Annotated in this window: 16 protein-coding genes; 6 read left to right on the forward strand and 10 right to left on the reverse strand. The window is 64.8% G+C overall.

All coding sequences use genetic code 11. The features are described 5' to 3' along the window. The first annotated feature begins 141 nt into the window (after positions 1 to 141). The 3 genes from CFP68_RS15395 to holA are packed head-to-tail and all read left to right on the forward strand — an operon-like array spanning position 142 to position 4,287. Complete coding sequence (locus tag CFP68_RS15395; protein WP_099827816.1) at positions 142 to 2,790, forward strand: leucine--tRNA ligase; 2,649 nt, start codon at positions 142 to 144, stop codon at positions 2,788 to 2,790. Next, positions 2,777 to 3,295, forward strand: coding sequence for an LPS assembly lipoprotein LptE (gene lptE / locus CFP68_RS15400; RefSeq protein ID WP_099827817.1), 519 nt, complete (start codon positions 2,777 to 2,779; stop codon positions 3,293 to 3,295). Before CFP68_RS15395 ends, lptE begins: the two co-directional genes overlap by 14 nt. Then, positions 3,292 to 4,287, forward strand: a complete 996-nt coding sequence (gene holA / locus CFP68_RS15405) for a DNA polymerase III subunit delta (protein WP_099827818.1) — start codon at positions 3,292 to 3,294, stop codon at positions 4,285 to 4,287. Before lptE ends, holA begins: the two co-directional genes overlap by 4 nt. 12 nt (positions 4,288 to 4,299) lie before the next feature. Here the strand turns inward: holA and CFP68_RS15410 are convergent, their stop codons facing one another. The 6 genes from CFP68_RS15410 to mbfA form a co-directional block, all read right to left on the reverse strand. Next, entirely contained in the window at positions 4,300 to 5,205 is a 906-nt protein-coding gene (locus tag CFP68_RS15410; protein WP_099827819.1) for an alpha/beta hydrolase, read from the reverse strand. A gap of 37 nt (positions 5,206 to 5,242) precedes the next feature. Next, the gene (locus tag CFP68_RS15415; protein WP_099827820.1) at positions 5,243 to 5,866 is read right to left on the reverse strand and encodes an HAD family hydrolase; all 624 of its coding nucleotides are present in this window, start codon (positions 5,864 to 5,866) and stop codon (positions 5,243 to 5,245) included. Continuing rightward, positions 5,863 to 6,315: a YaiI/YqxD family protein gene (locus CFP68_RS15420; RefSeq protein ID WP_099827821.1), complete on the reverse strand. Its 453-nt coding sequence runs from the start codon at positions 6,313 to 6,315 to the stop codon at positions 5,863 to 5,865. Before CFP68_RS15420 ends, CFP68_RS15415 begins: the two co-directional genes overlap by 4 nt. Next, the gene (fghA, locus tag CFP68_RS15425) at positions 6,312 to 7,139 is read right to left on the reverse strand and encodes an S-formylglutathione hydrolase (protein ID WP_099827822.1); all 828 of its coding nucleotides are present in this window, start codon (positions 7,137 to 7,139) and stop codon (positions 6,312 to 6,314) included. Before fghA ends, CFP68_RS15420 begins: the two co-directional genes overlap by 4 nt. Before the next feature lie 62 nt (positions 7,140 to 7,201). Further along, positions 7,202 to 8,128: an AEC family transporter gene (locus CFP68_RS15430; protein ID WP_099827823.1), complete on the reverse strand. Its 927-nt coding sequence runs from the start codon at positions 8,126 to 8,128 to the stop codon at positions 7,202 to 7,204. 142 nt (positions 8,129 to 8,270) lie between these two features. Then, positions 8,271 to 9,248, reverse strand: coding sequence for an iron exporter MbfA (mbfA, locus tag CFP68_RS15435; RefSeq protein ID WP_099827872.1), 978 nt, complete (start codon positions 9,246 to 9,248; stop codon positions 8,271 to 8,273). A gap of 145 nt (positions 9,249 to 9,393) precedes the next feature. Here mbfA and CFP68_RS15440 point away from each other — a divergent pair, with 145 nt between their 5' ends. After that, positions 9,394 to 10,050 carry a TetR/AcrR family transcriptional regulator gene (locus CFP68_RS15440; protein WP_099827873.1) on the forward strand — a complete coding sequence of 219 codons (657 nt, stop codon included), beginning with the start codon at positions 9,394 to 9,396 and terminating at the stop codon, positions 10,048 to 10,050. On the opposite strand, the gene CFP68_RS15445 is transcribed toward CFP68_RS15440, so the two are convergent. Further along, positions 10,029 to 10,760: an NYN domain-containing protein gene (locus CFP68_RS15445; protein WP_099827824.1), complete on the reverse strand. Its 732-nt coding sequence runs from the start codon at positions 10,758 to 10,760 to the stop codon at positions 10,029 to 10,031. The two genes, CFP68_RS15440 and CFP68_RS15445, sit on opposite strands and share 22 nt — an antisense overlap. A 151-nt stretch (positions 10,761 to 10,911) precedes the next feature. Continuing rightward, a complete protein-coding gene (locus tag CFP68_RS15450; RefSeq protein WP_099827825.1) occupies positions 10,912 to 12,024 on the reverse strand; it encodes an S-(hydroxymethyl)glutathione dehydrogenase/class III alcohol dehydrogenase in 1,113 nt (370 codons plus the stop codon). A 56-nt stretch (positions 12,025 to 12,080) separates the two neighbouring features. On the opposite strand from CFP68_RS15450, the gene CFP68_RS15455 reads away from it, so the two are divergent. Continuing rightward, positions 12,081 to 12,356, forward strand: a complete 276-nt coding sequence (locus tag CFP68_RS15455; protein WP_099827826.1) for an I78 family peptidase inhibitor — start codon at positions 12,081 to 12,083, stop codon at positions 12,354 to 12,356. A 3-nt stretch (positions 12,357 to 12,359) separates the two neighbouring features. On the opposite strand, the gene CFP68_RS15460 is transcribed toward CFP68_RS15455, so the two are convergent. After that, complete coding sequence (locus CFP68_RS15460; protein ID WP_099827827.1) at positions 12,360 to 12,803, reverse strand: c-type cytochrome; 444 nt, start codon at positions 12,801 to 12,803, stop codon at positions 12,360 to 12,362. Positions 12,804 to 13,147: 344 nt separating this feature from the next. On the opposite strand from CFP68_RS15460, the gene CFP68_RS15465 reads away from it, so the two are divergent. Next, positions 13,148 to 13,498, forward strand: a complete 351-nt coding sequence (locus CFP68_RS15465) for a DUF2794 domain-containing protein (protein ID WP_099827874.1) — start codon at positions 13,148 to 13,150, stop codon at positions 13,496 to 13,498. A gap of 107 nt (positions 13,499 to 13,605) precedes the next feature. On the opposite strand, the gene CFP68_RS15470 is transcribed toward CFP68_RS15465, so the two are convergent. After that, complete coding sequence (locus CFP68_RS15470) at positions 13,606 to 14,727, reverse strand: trypsin-like peptidase domain-containing protein (protein ID WP_241524117.1); 1,122 nt, start codon at positions 14,725 to 14,727, stop codon at positions 13,606 to 13,608. Positions 14,728 to 14,784: the final 57 nt, after the last annotated feature.

Here is a 14,784-nt window from a genome sequence, read left to right on the forward strand (position 1 = left end):
AGCCCGATCGCGCCGGCGGGTCACCTTCGATCTGGGCGGTTGAATTAATGCGATGCACGGTCGTCGCGGCACTGGACCCGCGCCCGTTGCCGCCATATCAAACCGTGGCCCATCCCCGCGTCCGAAAAAGGTTACCGACCCATGTCCCGATACAATGCCGCCGATATCGAACCCAAGTGGCAGAAGGCCTGGGCCGACGCAGAGGTCTTCACGGCCAAGGCCGATCCCGACAAGCCCAAGTATTACGTGCTCGAGATGTTTCCCTATCCCTCGGGCGATCTGCACATCGGGCATGTGCGCAACTATACCATGGGCGATGTCGTGGCCCGTCACCGGATCGCGACGGGTCACGCGGTGCTGCACCCCATGGGGTGGGATGCCTTCGGCCTGCCGGCGGAAAACGCCAGCATCGAACGCGGCATCCACCCCGGGACTTGGACACGCAGCAACATCGCGAACATGAAGGAACAGTTCGCGCTGCTGGGCCTGTCGCTGGACTGGTCGCGCGAATTCGCCACCTGCGATCCCGAATATTACGGCAAGCAACAGGCGATGTTCCTGGATTTTCTGGCAAAGGGGTTGGTGTATCGCAAGAACGCGGTGGTCAACTGGGATCCGGTGGACATGACCGTGCTGGCCAACGAACAGGTCGAGGACGGCAAGGGCTGGCGCTCCGGCGCGACGGTGGAACGGCGCGAGCTGACGCAATGGTTCTTCAAGATCTCCGACTATTCCGAAGAATTGCTGACCGCGCTCGACAGCCTCGACAACTGGCCCGACAAGGTCAAGACGATGCAGAAGAACTGGATCGGCAAGTCGCGCGGCCTGCAATTCGCGTTCTCGCTGATCGACGGACCCGACGGCCATGACCGGATCGAGGTCTATACCACCCGCCCCGACACGATGCTGGGCGCGTCCTTCATCGGCATATCCCCTGATCATCCCCTGGCGCGCGAGCTTGAGAAGGAAAACGAAGACCTGGCCGCCTTCAACGCCGAATGCCGCAAGATGGGCACGGCCGAGGAAGAGATGGAAAAGGCCGAGAAGAAGGGTTTCGACACCGGTCTGCGGGTGCGCCATCCGTTCGACACCGCGTGGGAGCTGCCGGTTTACGTCGCGAACTTCATCCTGATGGATTATGGCACCGGCGCGATCTTCGGCTGCCCCGCCCACGACCAGCGCGATCACGATTTTGCGCGCAAGTACGATCTTCCTATCATTCCGGTGTTTGTCGATGAGGACTACACGGAAGCGGTGAAACTGCCATCGGACCGCCCTGATCTAGATTGGTCCGGTGCGGAAGGATTTGGTCATCTGGATGGTGAAACCGAGATGACAATGCTGGCCTATGCTTTCGATGTCGAAGCAAATGTTCCACCAGCTAAGAATGAGGAATACACCTATTTGCGTGGTTTCTTCGGCGAAACTCGACTCACTGCGAACGCCGCCATCGACGCCGCCATCGCGTTTTGCGAGGAACACGGCGTCGGCCATGGGGTGACCAAGTTCCGCCTGCGCGACTGGGGGCTGTCGCGGCAACGCTATTGGGGCTGTCCGATCCCGGTGGTGCATTGCGCCACCTGCGGCGTCGTGCCCGAGAAAAAGGAAAACCTGCCGATCGAACTGCCCGAGGATGTCACCTTTGACCGGCCCGGCAACGCGCTCAGCTGGCATCCCACATGGCGCGATGTGCCCTGCCCCAAATGCGGCGCCCCGGCCCAGCGCGAGACGGACACGATGGACACCTTCGTCGATTCGTCGTGGTATTACGCGCGTTTCACGTCACCGGACGCGGAAACGCCCACCGATGCCGACGAGGCCGCATACTGGATGAACGTCGATCAATACATCGGCGGCGTCGAACACGCGATCCTGCACCTGCTGTATTCGCGGTTCTACGCCCGCGCCATGCACGCCTGCGGTCACCTGCCGGCCAGCGCCATCGAACCTTTCGATGCGCTGTTCACGCAGGGGATGGTGACGCACGAGATCTATCTGACCCGCGACGCCAACGGGCGTCCGGTCTATCACCTTCCGTCCGAAGTGAATGACGGCAAACTGGCCGACGGGCGCGAGGTGGAAATCATCCCCTCGGCCAAGATGTCGAAATCCAAGCGCAACGTCGTCGATCCGGTGGACATCATAAACCAGTATGGCGCCGACACCGCGCGCTGGTTCGTGCTGTCCGACAGCCCGCCCGAACGCGATGTGGAATGGACGGCCAGCGGCGCGGACGCCACCCACCGCCACCTGGGCCGCGTCTGGCGCATCGTGACCGAGATCATCGAATCGCCCGACGAAGGCGCGCAACCCGGCGACAAGGATCTGCTTCGCGAGATGCACAAGACGATCCACGACGTGTCTATGGGCATCGAATCCTTCGGCTTCAACTCGGCCGTCGCGCGGCTCTATGCCTTCACCGCGACCCTCGGCAAATCGCAGGCCGGCCGCGCGGCGAAGATCGAGGCGGCGCGCACATTGGTGCAACTGATGTCGCCCATGACACCGCATCTGGCCGAAGACCTCTGGTCGCAACTGGGCGGCGATGGTCTGGTGACGCTGGCCGCTTGGCCCGTCGCCGACGATGCCATGCTGGTGGATGACGAGGTGACGCTGCCGATCCAGATCAACGGCAAGCGACGCTCGGAAATCACGGTGCCCGCCGACATGGCGAAACCCGATATCGAGGCGCTGGTGATGGCCGACAAGGCCGTGCAACGGGCGCTGGACGGGGGCGCGCCGAAGAAACTGATCGTGGTGCCGGGGCGGATCGTCAATGTCGTGGTCTGATCGCCGGATCTTCCTTCTGGGGCTTGGCGCGCTGGCGGGATGCGGGTTCACCCCCGCCTATGGCCCCGGCGGCGCCGCTGAAGGGTTGCGCGGCTCGATCCGCGTCGATGCGCCATCGGATGAAGCCGGGTATCTTCTGGTGCGCCGCCTGGAAGAACGCCTGGGCCGGGGCGAAGCCGCGACCCATCGCCTGTCGGCCAGCCTTGCCGTCGGGCAGGACGGATTGGGCGTGACGCCGGACCAGGAAATCACCCGCTATCGCATCCGGGGTGAGCTGACCTGGGCCCTGCACCGGTTGTCGGACGATGTGACCGTCACCGACGGCATCGTGCGCAACTTTACCGAATATTCCGCACCGGTGTTCGACAACACCCGAGGCTCCATCGCCGGCAACACGGTGACGGTGCAGACGGCCGAGCGTGACGCGCGCCGCCGGTTGATGACGATCCTGGCCGATCAACTGGTCAGTCGGCTGATCGCCACCGCGCCGGGCTGGCGCACGTGAAACTGTCGCCGCGCGAAGCCTCGGGGTATTTCGCCAAACCCGATTCGACCCGCGCGGGATTGCTGATTTACGGCACGGATGCCATGCGCGTGGCCCTGAAACGCCAACAGGTGATCGCGGCGCTGATCGGCCCCGATGGCGACGCCGAGATGCGTCTGACCCGGATCCCGGCGGGCGATCTGCGCAAGGGCGGCGCCGATCTGACCGACGCGATCAAGGCCCAGGGGTTCTTTCCCGGCCCGCGCGTCGTCTTTGTCGAGGACGCGACCCAATACACCGCTGACGCGTTGAAGGCCGCGTTTTCAGTCTGGAACCCCGGCGACGCGCAGATCGTCGTCACCGCGGGCGCGCTGAAAGCCACCAGCCCGGTGCGCAAGCTGTTCGAGCAGCACAGGAACGCCCTCGCCGCCGCCATCTATGACGATCCACCGACCCGCGAAGAGATCGAGCGTGACCTGAAAGCTGCCGGCCTGACCCGGATCGACACCGACGCCCGCGACGCGCTGAACGCCCTGGCCCGGACGCTTGACCCCGGTGATTTCCGCCAGACGATGGAAAAACTGTCGCTCTACAAGCTGAACGACGACACTCCTCTGGCTGTCGCCGACGTGTCCGCCGTCGCACCTGTCTCGACCGAGGCGGCGGTGGACGACATCCTCGATATCGTGACCGACGGGCGGGCGAATGAAATCGGGCCGGTCATGGCGCGAATCCAGGCGCAGGGCGTGAACCCCGTGACCCTGTGCATCAACGCCACCCGTCATTTCCGCACCCTGCACGCGGCGGCGGTCAATCCCGGCGGGCGGATCTTTTCGAACCGGCCACAGGTCATGGCGAAACAGGCGCAATCCTGGGGTGTGCGGCGGCTGGAACAGGCCTTGCATGCGCTGATCGACACCGACCTGACGCTGCGCTCGGCGGCGCAGGTGCCGCAGATGGCACTGGTCGAACGGACCCTGATCCGGCTTGCGATGCTGCGCCAGAAGGGTTGACCCCGCGCGCATTCAGGTTTCCGAAACGAACGTCGCGATCTCGGCCATGACCGCGGCACTGTGGGTATGGGGCAGCGCATGGGTGGCGCCCGGCAGGATTTCGTGACGCGCATCGCGGTTGACCTCGGCCAGCCGCCCGACATTCGAGGCGGGGATCACGGTGTCATCCTCGCCCCACAGCGCAAGGGTCGGGATCCCGGCAGCGCGGATCGCCCGATGTTCACCGCCCAGATTCACGGCCAGCATATGGCGCAACGACGACAGCACGCCGGGCAGGAACCCGCGTCGCCGTGTCTGCGCCCGCTGCACCCGCACCAGCGCATCATCGCCCCGGATGCCCCGCCGCATCAGCACGCCACCCGGCACCATCATGATCCAGTCGCCCAACAGCGGGATCCGTGTGGCCAGATCGGCCATGACGCCCGCATTGTGAAACAACCCGGCCGGGGCCAGCAAGACCAGCCGCCCCACCCTTTCGGGTGTTTCGGCCGCAAAACAGGTCGCGATCGCACCGCCCATGGAATAGCCGATCAACAGATCGATCCGCCCGACGCCCTGGTGGGCCAGCAGCCCGTTCAGCTGACGCAGAAAGAACGCGCGGTCCTGAATCCCCGACACGGTATCGGAAAACCCACGCCCCGGCAGATCATAGGTCAGAACCCGATATCCACTGTCGGCCAGTCGGTCCGCCAACGGATCGAAAATGTCCGAAGGCGTGGTCAATCCGTGGACGCAGACCGCCACCGGCCCACCCACGGGCCCGCGCCAGCGATACCAGGTCACCCCCTCCGCCAGATCGGCACCCTGACCGGGGGCCGCTGCACGGTCGCCATCGTCCAGCGGGCGGCGCAGACGTTCGGCCACGAACGGCAGCGCCACCAGCCCGGCCAGGAACAGGGTGACCAGGACCCAACCCATCACGTCACCACGTCAGCCACGGCGCGCGCATCGGGCGTCATGGGGCGGCGGCCGCATCGTCCAACAAGCCTTCGGCGACCAGACGGGCGGCAAATCCGGCGGGTCCGTCGAACAGATGCGTCCGCCATCCCCGCGCCGCCGCGGCCTCGATGTTTTCGGGCCTGTCGTCGGTGAACAGCAGGGCATCGGGCGCGACGCCGCAATCCGCCTCAAGCGCGGCATAGATCGCCGGATCGGGCTTGATCAGTTCCATCCGCCCCGACACATAGGCGCGGTCGAATTCGTTGAAGAACGGGTATTGCGTGGCCGCATAGGCAAAGCTGTCGACGCCAAAGTTCGTCAGCGCGAAAACCGGCACATCCCGCGCCCGCAACGCCCGCAACAGGGATACGGAGTGGGGGATCGACGGACTGGCCATCTCGATCCAGTTGTCGTGCCAGTCGCGGATGTCGTCGCGCCATTCGGGGTGCGCGTCGGCCATGGCATAGATCGTTTCGCGGAACGGCGCCCCGGCGTCGATCGACAGGTTCATCGCCTCCAGATCCACGGCATCGAACAGGGCGCGCCGTCTGTCAGCACCGATCTTTGCGTCGTAATACCTGTGGGGATTCCATTCGATCAGCACGTTGCCGATGTCGAACACGACGGCCTTCACGCTCATCTCACATCTCCCTGCGCGGCACGCACCGCCCGGTCCAGCGCATCCAGAAACCGCGACCGGTCGGCCTTGGTGAAACCCTTGCCGCCGCCCTGCCGGAACGGATCGGCCGCGCGCAGGTCGGTCATCAGATCGCGCGTGGCCAAGACGTTGCCGATGTTCGCGGCGGTCAGCGCCTCGCCGTTGTGGCGGATGACGCGGGCACCGGCCTCGACACAGCGCGCGGCCAGCGGGATGTCGCCCGTGACCACCACGTCGCCCGTCTTGGCCCGTTCGGCAATCCACATGTCGGCCACGTCCGGGCCGTCGGATACGAATACCGTTTCGACCAGCGGGTTGGCCGAGGGGCGCAACCCGCCATTGCACACCAGGAACGTCTTGACGCCCAGACGGGTGGCCACGGCTTCGGCCTCGGCCTTGACCGGGCAGGCGTCGGCATCGACATAGATCATGCGTAGAGCGCCTCGGCATGGAAATCGACGTGATCCTCCATGAAGGTCGAGACGAAGAAATAGCTGTGATCGTATCCCGGTTGCAGACGCATCACCGCCTGCTGGCGACGGGCGGCAATCGCCTCGGCCATGGCGCCGGGGCGCAGCAGGTCATAGAACTGATCGTCGGTCCCGGTGTCCAGCAGCATCGGCCCGGCAAACCCGGTCTCGCGCATCTGCACCGAGGCATCGTGCTTCGTCCAGGTCGATTCGTCCGCGCCCAGATAGCCGGTGAACTGCTTGCGGCCCCAATCGCTCTGCATCGGATTGCAGATCGGCGAAAAGGCCGAAACCGACCGGAACCGTCCCGGCAGACCCATGGCCAGCGTCAGCGCGCCATGTCCGCCCATGGAATGTCCGGTGATCGCCTGACGTTCCCGGTCCAGCGGCATGTCCGCCAACGCCGCGGGCAGATCATCGGCCAGATAATCCCACATCCGGAAATGTTTCGCCCAGGGCGCCTCGGTCGCGTTCAGATAGAACCCGGCCCCCTGCCCCATGTCGAAGGCGTCGTCGTCGGCCACGCCATCACCGCGCGGCGACGTGTCGGGAAACACCAGCGCGATACCCTGCGCCGCGGCATGGGCCTGCGCCCCCGCCTTGGTCATCGCGTTCTCGTGGGTGCAGGTCAGCCCCGCCAGGAACCACAGCACCGGCACCGGACCATCCTTTGCCTCGGCCGGCAGGAACAGACCGAAGGTCATGTCGGTCCCCGTCGCCTTGGACGCGTGGGAATAGACGCCCTGGACACCACCAAAACAGGCATTCTCGGAAATCGTCTTCATTGCGCGCACTCCCTTGTGGATTCACCCCATCGCTAGCCGCTCGGCCCGAAACTGGCAACCGCTCAGCCGCCGACCCACGCGATCACCGCCGACACGGTCAGCACCGAAGCGGCGGTGGAAATCAGGATCGACGCCGACACCCGCTGCGGCGCGACCCCGTAATGCTGCGCGATGATATACACGTTGCCCGCCACAGGCAGGGCGGTCGCCGCGATCATGACACCCGCCGAATAGGGATCGACGGCAAAGATCATCAGGGCCGACACCGCCACCGCCAGCGGGTGCACGATCAGCTTGCAGACCGACAGCCAGACGGCGACGCGCAGGCGCTCCGCCGATTTGCCCGCCAGCGAGGCACCGATGGCGAACAACGCCCCAGGTGTCGCCGCCCCGCCCAGGATCGCCAGGAATTCGTCCATCGGTGCCGGAATCGGCCATTCCATCGCCGACCACGAAAACCCAAGGATGATCGATACGATCATCGGATTGCGGATCAACCCCCGTCCCACCGTCAACAGGATTCCCGGTGCCACCCGCCCATCGCGCGCCCCGGTGATCAGGATCACCACCAGCGATCCGAAGACGATCAGGTCGACGGCAAGGATCAGCATCACCGGCCCGATCGCCGCCTCGCCCAACAGCAGAACCAGCATCGGCACGCCAAGGAAGCCGACGTTGCCGATAACGGCGCATTGCGCCTCGATCGCCGCCTGCTCGATGCCGACCCGGCGGATCATCGCAACCAGCGTCGCCAGCAGGTAAACCACGACCGAGGCGCACAGGTAGGCCGCGACGATATCCCAATCCAGCACCTGCCAGAACGACAGCGTCGCGGAAAACCGGAACAACATCGCCGACAGGGCGAAGTAGAAGACGAACTTCGTCAGATAGGCGGTCGCCTCGGCCGTGAAGAACCGCGTGCGACCGGCCCAGCACCCCAAGGCGATCAGCGCGAAAAACGGCAGGGTCTTCAAAAAGATCTCGATCATGGCGCAGCGCTATCCACTAAGCGCCCGCCCCGCAATGGCGAGAAAAGTCCAGACCGGACTTCCCCCGGCTTTTTCTTGCCCGAAATACTCCCGCCGGAGGCTCCGACACCCGCAGCACGCGCGCCCGTCCGATCGGTGGGCGCTAGCCGAACCCGATCAGAACGCCCGCCGCCAGAACCAAAGCACCGCCCAGAACCACCTGGAACGCCGCCCGGAAGAACGGCGTTTCCATGAACCGGTTCTGGATCCAGGCGATGATCCAGAGTTCAATGAACACCACGATGATCGCGATTGTGGTCGCCGTCCAGAAATCGGGGATCAGGTAGGGCAGCGCATGGCCCAGCCCGCCGATGGTGGTCATCACGCCCGATGCGATGCCGCGCTTGATCGGGCTGCCCCGCCCCGAGATCGCGCCATCATCGCTCGCGGCTTCGGTAAATCCCATCGAGATTCCGGCCCCGACCGACGCGGCCAGCCCGACCAGGAAGGTCTGCCATGTGTCGCCGGTCGCAAAGGCGGCGGCAAAGATCGGCGCTAGGGTGGAAACCGACCCGTCCATCAAACCCGCCAATCCCGGCTGCACCCAGGTCAGCACGAACTGGCGGTGGGCGACACGTTCCTCGGTGTCGCGCTGTTCGTCGTCCAGATGGGTCTTTGTCAGCGTTTCGGCCAGTTCGGAATGGCCGGCCTCGGCGGCGGCCAGATCGCCCAGCAGCGCGCGGATCCCCGCGTCGGTCGTCCGTGATGCGGCGCGTTCGTAAAACCGGCGGGCGTCCCGCTCCATCATGACCGCTTCATCGCGGATCCGCTCCAGCCCCAGGTTGTCGATCAGCCACACGGGACGGCGCGCATAGAACCCCTGGACGTGTTCGCGCCGGATCAGGGGGATGACCTCGCCGAAGCGGTCCCGGTGCATGTCGATCAGGCGGCGCCGGTGGTCGTCTTCTTCGGCGGCCATCGCATCGAAGACGGCGGCCGAGCCGGGAAACCCCGCGCGCAGGCGTTCACCGTAGGTTCGGTAGATCCGCGCGTCGTCTTCCTCGGACGATATGGCGAGGGCCAGGATCTCCTGTTGCGACAGGTCGGCAAAGCGGCGGCGATTGGACAGTCCCGGAATCATCTGGCGCTCCTTGTTTAGAATCATTCTAATTTAATGCATGCGGTGCGCACCGCAAGCGGGTTTTCCGGGTGGGGTGATTTCGCTTGGTTGCGGAAGATGAACCATCCGCCCTACTCTTGGCGAAATGGCGGGTGACGGGATCGTGATGACGGACGGTATCAAGAAGGGGCGCAAGTTCGCGCAGGTGCTGGATGGCGCGCGGGCCGTGTTTCTCAGGGATGGGTTCGATGGCGCCAGCGTCGACAGCATCGCGAAGGTTGCCGAAGTCTCGAAGGCGACGCTCTACAGCTATTTTCCGGACAAGCGGGCGCTGTTTCTCGAGGTCACGAAAACCGAATGTGCCCGGCAGGCGTCAGAGGCGACATCGAGGATCGACATGAACGCGCCCCCCCACGAGGTGTTGCCCCAGGCCGGCGCACAGCTTTTGCGGTTCTGCCTGTCGGATTTCGGCCAGCGGGTGTTTCGGATCTGCGTGGCGGAAACCGACCGGTTTCCCGAGTTGGGCGCACAATTCTATGCCAGCGGCCCGGCGATGATCGAAGCCACCCTGTGCCGATACTTCGACCTCGCGATCGATCGGGGCGAACTCGACATCGACGACACGCGGCTGGCCGCGCACCAGTTCGCCGAGCTGTGCAAGGCACAGCTGTTTCCGCGACTGGTGTTCGGGGTGCAGACCCAGTTCAGCGCCGCCGAAAGCGATCACGTGATCACCGGGGCGGTCGAGATGTTCATTGCCCGGTACGGCCGCAAATCCCGGCGCGACGCGCCGGGCGCCGATCAGTCGACGCGCCGCACGTAAAGCTGGTTGGCCTCGCGCTTGGTCTCGAACCGCTTCAGTTCCAGAACAAGATCGCTCAGCTTCTTCTTGCCATAGGTGCGGGTGTCGAAATCGGGGTTGTTGGCGACGATATACTGGCCCAGCGGGCCCAGCGCATACCATTCGTCATCCTGCGCGATGCGGTCCATCGCCTTCAGGATCAGCGGCACCGCCTCGACCGGGGATTGCTTCACGGGCTTGGAGTCGGGCGTGTCGTCGGCCTCGTCCCTTGTCTTCTGGACCGGAACCTCGTCGACGATGTTTTCGATCAATATGAACCGGTTGCACACGTTGCGCAGGGATTCGGGCGCCTTTGCCTCGCCAATGCCGATGACGACCAGCCCCTGTTCGCGGATCCGGTTCGCCAGCGCGGTAAAGTCCGAATCGGAGCTGACCAGCACGAAACCATCGAAGCGGCCGGTGTGCAGGATATCCATCGCGTCGATCACCAGACCGATATCCGACGCGTTCTTGCCCTTGGTGTTCGCCGTCTCCTGATGGGCAACAAGACCCAGGCCGCGCACGGTTTCAGACCAGTTGCGCAACTGTCCCGACGACCAGTCGCCATAGACCCGGCGTAGGGCCGGTTCGCCGAAGCCGGTGATTTCCTTGAGGATCGCGCCGGCATGGCGGGCGGGAATGTTGTCGGCGTCGATCAGGACGGCATACAGGGGGCGGTCATTCTGTTTCATGTCGTGCCCTTATTAGATCGGCGCGGTCATGTAAGACCAGACCGCCGGCACGGGGAGGTGTGTCCCCGTCGTGCGTTACGGATTGGCGCACCCGCGCGCCATGAGTATTTTCGGCAAGAAAAAGCTGGGGTGCGCCGGGTTTGTCGGCCAATCAATAGACGACGACGCCGCGGATCGATTTGCCTTGATGCATCAGGTCGAAACCCTTGTTGATATCGTCCAGCGGCATGGTGTGGGTGATCATCGGGTCGATCTCGATCTTGCCGTCCATGTACCAGTCGACGATCTTCGGCACGTCGGTGCGGCCGCGCGCCCCGCCGAAGGCCGTGCCGCGCCACGACCGGCCGGTGACCAGCTGGAACGGCCGCGTGCTGATTTCCTCGCCGGCGCCGGCGACGCCGATGATGATCGATTCGCCCCACCCCTTGTGGGCGCATTCCAGCGCCTGGCGCATCAGGGTGGTGTTGCCGATGCACTCGAACGAATAATCGGCGCCGCCCCGGGTCAGATCGACCAGGTAGGGCACGACGTCACCGTCGATTTCCCTGGGGTTCACGAAGTGGGTCATGCCGAAGCGTTCGGCGATGGCGCGCTTGTCGGGATTGATGTCGACGCCGACGATCATGTCGGCCCCCGCCAGTCGCAGTCCCTGGATCACGTTCAGCCCGATGCCGCCCAGCCCGAAGACGACGCAGTTTGACCCGATCTCGACCTTGGCGGTGTTGATGACCGCGCCGATGCCGGTGGTGACACCACAGCCGATATAGCAGATCTTGTCGAACGGCGCGTCCTTGCGGACCTTGGCCAGCGCGATTTCGGGCAGAACCGAATGGTTGGCGAAAGTCGAACAGCCCATGTAGTGCAGGATCGGCGTGCCATCGAGCATCGAAAACCGCGAGGTGCCATCGGGCATCACGCCCTGCCCCTGGGTCGTGCGGATCGCCTGGCACAGATTGGTCTTGGGGTTCAGGCAGTATTCGCATTCACGGCATTCGGGCGTGTAGAGCGGAATGACGTGATCGCCGGGCTTCAGCGACGTCACGCCTGCGCCCACTTCGAGCACGACACCGGCGCCCTCGTGCCCCAGGATCGCCGGGAACGCGCCTTCGGGGTCGGCGCCCGAGCGGGTGAATTCATCGGTATGGCACAGACCGGTGGCCTTCATTTCCACCAGAACCTCGCCAGCCTTCGGGCCTTCCAGGTTCACCTCCATGATCTCGAGCGGCTTGCCGGCTTCGAGGGCAACTGCGGCACGGGTTCTCATGGCGGTTCTCCTGACTATCTAAGGTTATCCCGACCCTGTTCAAAAAGGCCCGTGAAATGCAACCTCTGATCAAGTTTTCGGCGCTCGGCGCCCTGTTTGCCGCCGTCACCGCCTGTGTGCCCGCCGAAAGCACCCCGCCCCAACCGGACACCTGCGGCGCCGAAGCCTATGGCCATCTCGTCGGCAGCGACATCGCGGGCGTCTCCCTGCCGTCCGGTCCCGACATCCGCATCCTTGGGCCGGATTCGGCCATGACGCTGGATTACATCGAGACGCGGACGAATTTCACGCTGGACGACAAGGGCCGGATCACGAGGATCTTCTGCGGCTGAGGATCACTTCTTCTGGCGATAATCCTCGTGGCAGGCCTTGCAGGTCCCGCCGATCGTCTGCATCGCCGTGCCCATCTCGGCGGCGGACGACGCGTCGGCGGCGGCCATGGCCGAGGTTTCCAGCGCGGTCGCCTTTTGCGTGAAGTCGTCGTAGTTTTCCCAGATCGCTGGCACCGCCTCGGTTTCGCCGTCGAGCGCTTCGGTTTCGAACGCTGCCGGAACCTGTCCTGCCGCCTCTGCCAGCGTCATCGCCGCGGCACGGGCCGCTTCGGGATCGAAGGCATCGCCCGCCTTGGCCTGGGCACCCAGGATCTTGGTCTGGGCGCCGACGGTTTTCATCAACGTCTGCCGGGCCTTGACCGGATCATCGGTGGCCTGGGCATGGACAAGGGCCGCACCGAAAACGGTGACGGCAAAAGCGGCGGCGAGGGGGAGGAATTTCTTCATGTCTGACCTTTCAGGCTGGATGCAGGCAGGGTAAAGACCCGCCCCCACAAATCCAGCGAAATTTTCGTGACCGGCCCGGGGCGGCAGCCAAACGCCACGACGGCGTGCAAGGTCATCGGTCGTGGCCTGCTGAAAAGGTGGGGTTGTCCCGGTGCCGCGAACTGGGTGGGGGCGTTGTTGACACGGCACCGGGGTAGCGTTCTTTCGCTATGCCCCATTCATGGCGGTGCAATCGGGCCGCCCCGGGACCGATCGGTGCTGATTTCGCGGTGATCCTGTGGCGGAATCCGGGCAACGCCGCGCGGGGATTGCCAAACCCGGGCCATCGCACCACATTGAAGGGAATGAACATGCAACCCCCCACCCCCTTTCCCGGCCGTCCCGACCCCGATGAGAAGGTCGTCTTCGACCGGCGCGAACTGGGCGCGATCATGACGCTGTATGGCCGAATGGTCGCCGCCGGGGAATGGCGCGACTATGGCATGTCGTTCCTGCGCGAGGTGGCGGTGTTCGCGGTGTTCCGGCGCACCGCCGAAAACCCGCTGTATCGGATCGAGAAGCGCCCCAAGCTGCGCGGCCGCCAGGGGCAATATGCGGTGATCGGAATGGACGGCCAGATCCTGAAACGCGGCGCCGACCTGCGCACGGTGCTGCGGGTGCTGGAACGCAAGCTGATCCGCGCGGTCGATGACTGACCGACGCGTCCCGGCGCCTCCCTTCGCCGGAACGCGCAGCACCCCACCCGCGAACGGGCAGGGCTGACCGACGCCGCCTTGGGACAACGCCGGATTGCGTGAGGCGATCAGGCCTCTTTCTTGGCCAGGGCGCCGATCGTGACGCTGAGGGTTTTTTCCTGCCCCTTGTGCAACACCACCATGTCGGCGGTCTTGTCCGGCGCCGTCGAGGCAACGACACGGGTCAGGTCACGGACCTCGACGATCTCGGTGCCGTCGAACGACAGGATGATGTCGCCGTCCACCAGGCCGGCCTTGTCGGCGGGGCTGTCTTGGACCACGTCTTCGACCACCGCGCCCTTCGGCGTGTCATAGCCCAGCACCGACGCGATATCCTCGGGCATCGGCTTGATCTGCACGCCCAGCCAGCCGCGCGTGATCTCTCCGTCGTCCTGCAGGTCGGCGACGATGGTCTTCACAAGGTCCGACGGCACGGCGAAACCGATCCCGACCGAGCCGCCATCGGGCGAGAAGATGGCCGTGTTGACGCCGATTACCTCGCCTGCGTTGTTGAACAGCGGGCCGCCGGAATTGCCCCGGTTGATTGCCGCATCCGTCTGGATGAAGTCATCGAACGGGCCCGAATTGATGTTGCGCGACGTGGCGGAAACGATGCCCGATGTCACGGTGCCACCCAGACCGAAGGGGTTGCCGACGGCCACCACCTCGTCGCCCGGACGCATGGTGTCGGACGATCCAAACTTAATCGCGGGAAGATCTTCGCCCGCATCCACCCGCAGCACGGCGATGTCGGTCAGGGGGTCGGTCCCGATCACCTCGGCGGTGAAGCTGCGCCCATCGGCCAGCTTGACGTTCACCTCTTCGGCGCCGTCAACGACATGGGCGTTGGTGACGATGGTGCCGTCCTCCGAGATGATGAAACCGGATCCGACGCCGCGTGCGGGCCGGGCCGGGCCACCGCGCCGATCCTTGAACATGTCGCCGAACCGGCGCTTCAACTCGTCGGGCATGCCTTCCAGCATGTCGGACGGGTCGGCAGCGGCAGGGGAAACGGCGGCCGTCACCTCGATGAACACCACGCTGGGCGACACGGCTTCGACAAGGTCGCCATAGCCACCGGCCGGCACGGCAAAGGCGGGCACCGGAAGGACGGTCATGGCGCCCCCCGCGCTCAGCGCACCGATCAGCGCGACACTGGCAAGGCGGTTGGTCAATCTGCTTCGTTGCATTTCCTGAACTCCGTGGAAAACTGTGATGCCCCCCATATGCAAGGCACACCTGACATG

The sequence above is a fragment of the Oceaniglobus indicus genome (assembly GCF_002751875.1).
GTDB classification, from domain to species: domain Bacteria; phylum Pseudomonadota; class Alphaproteobacteria; order Rhodobacterales; family Rhodobacteraceae; genus Oceaniglobus; species Oceaniglobus indicus.

Excerpts from the sequence above, each read along its gene's own strand:
- lptE (WP_099827817.1), top strand. The coding sequence starts at position 2,777 with ATGTCGTGGTCTGATCGCCGGATCTTCCTTCTGGGGCTTGGCGCGCTG.
- mbfA (WP_099827872.1), bottom strand. The coding sequence starts at position 9,248 with ATGATTCCGGGACTGTCCAATCGCCGCCGCTTTGCCGACCTGTCGCAA.
- CFP68_RS15420 (WP_099827821.1), bottom strand. The coding sequence starts at position 6,315 with ATGATCTATGTCGATGCCGACGCCTGCCCGGTCAAGGCCGAGGCCGAA.
- fghA (WP_099827822.1), bottom strand. The coding sequence starts at position 7,139 with ATGAAGACGATTTCCGAGAATGCCTGTTTTGGTGGTGTCCAGGGCGTC.
- CFP68_RS15465 (WP_099827874.1), top strand. The coding sequence starts at position 13,148 with ATGAACATGCAACCCCCCACCCCCTTTCCCGGCCGTCCCGACCCCGAT.
- CFP68_RS15455 (WP_099827826.1), top strand. The coding sequence starts at position 12,081 with ATGCAACCTCTGATCAAGTTTTCGGCGCTCGGCGCCCTGTTTGCCGCC.
- CFP68_RS15415 (WP_099827820.1), bottom strand. The coding sequence starts at position 5,866 with ATGAGCGTGAAGGCCGTCGTGTTCGACATCGGCAACGTGCTGATCGAA.
- CFP68_RS15440 (WP_099827873.1), top strand. The coding sequence starts at position 9,394 with ATGACGGACGGTATCAAGAAGGGGCGCAAGTTCGCGCAGGTGCTGGAT.
- CFP68_RS15460 (WP_099827827.1), bottom strand. The coding sequence starts at position 12,803 with ATGAAGAAATTCCTCCCCCTCGCCGCCGCTTTTGCCGTCACCGTTTTC.
- CFP68_RS15445 (WP_099827824.1), bottom strand. The coding sequence starts at position 10,760 with ATGAAACAGAATGACCGCCCCCTGTATGCCGTCCTGATCGACGCCGAC.
- CFP68_RS15450 (WP_099827825.1), bottom strand. The coding sequence starts at position 12,024 with ATGAGAACCCGTGCCGCAGTTGCCCTCGAAGCCGGCAAGCCGCTCGAG.
- CFP68_RS15410 (WP_099827819.1), bottom strand. The coding sequence starts at position 5,205 with ATGGGTTGGGTCCTGGTCACCCTGTTCCTGGCCGGGCTGGTGGCGCTG.
- CFP68_RS15395 (WP_099827816.1), top strand. The coding sequence starts at position 142 with ATGTCCCGATACAATGCCGCCGATATCGAACCCAAGTGGCAGAAGGCC.
- CFP68_RS15470 (WP_241524117.1), bottom strand. The coding sequence starts at position 14,727 with ATGCAACGAAGCAGATTGACCAACCGCCTTGCCAGTGTCGCGCTGATC.
- CFP68_RS15430 (WP_099827823.1), bottom strand. The coding sequence starts at position 8,128 with ATGATCGAGATCTTTTTGAAGACCCTGCCGTTTTTCGCGCTGATCGCC.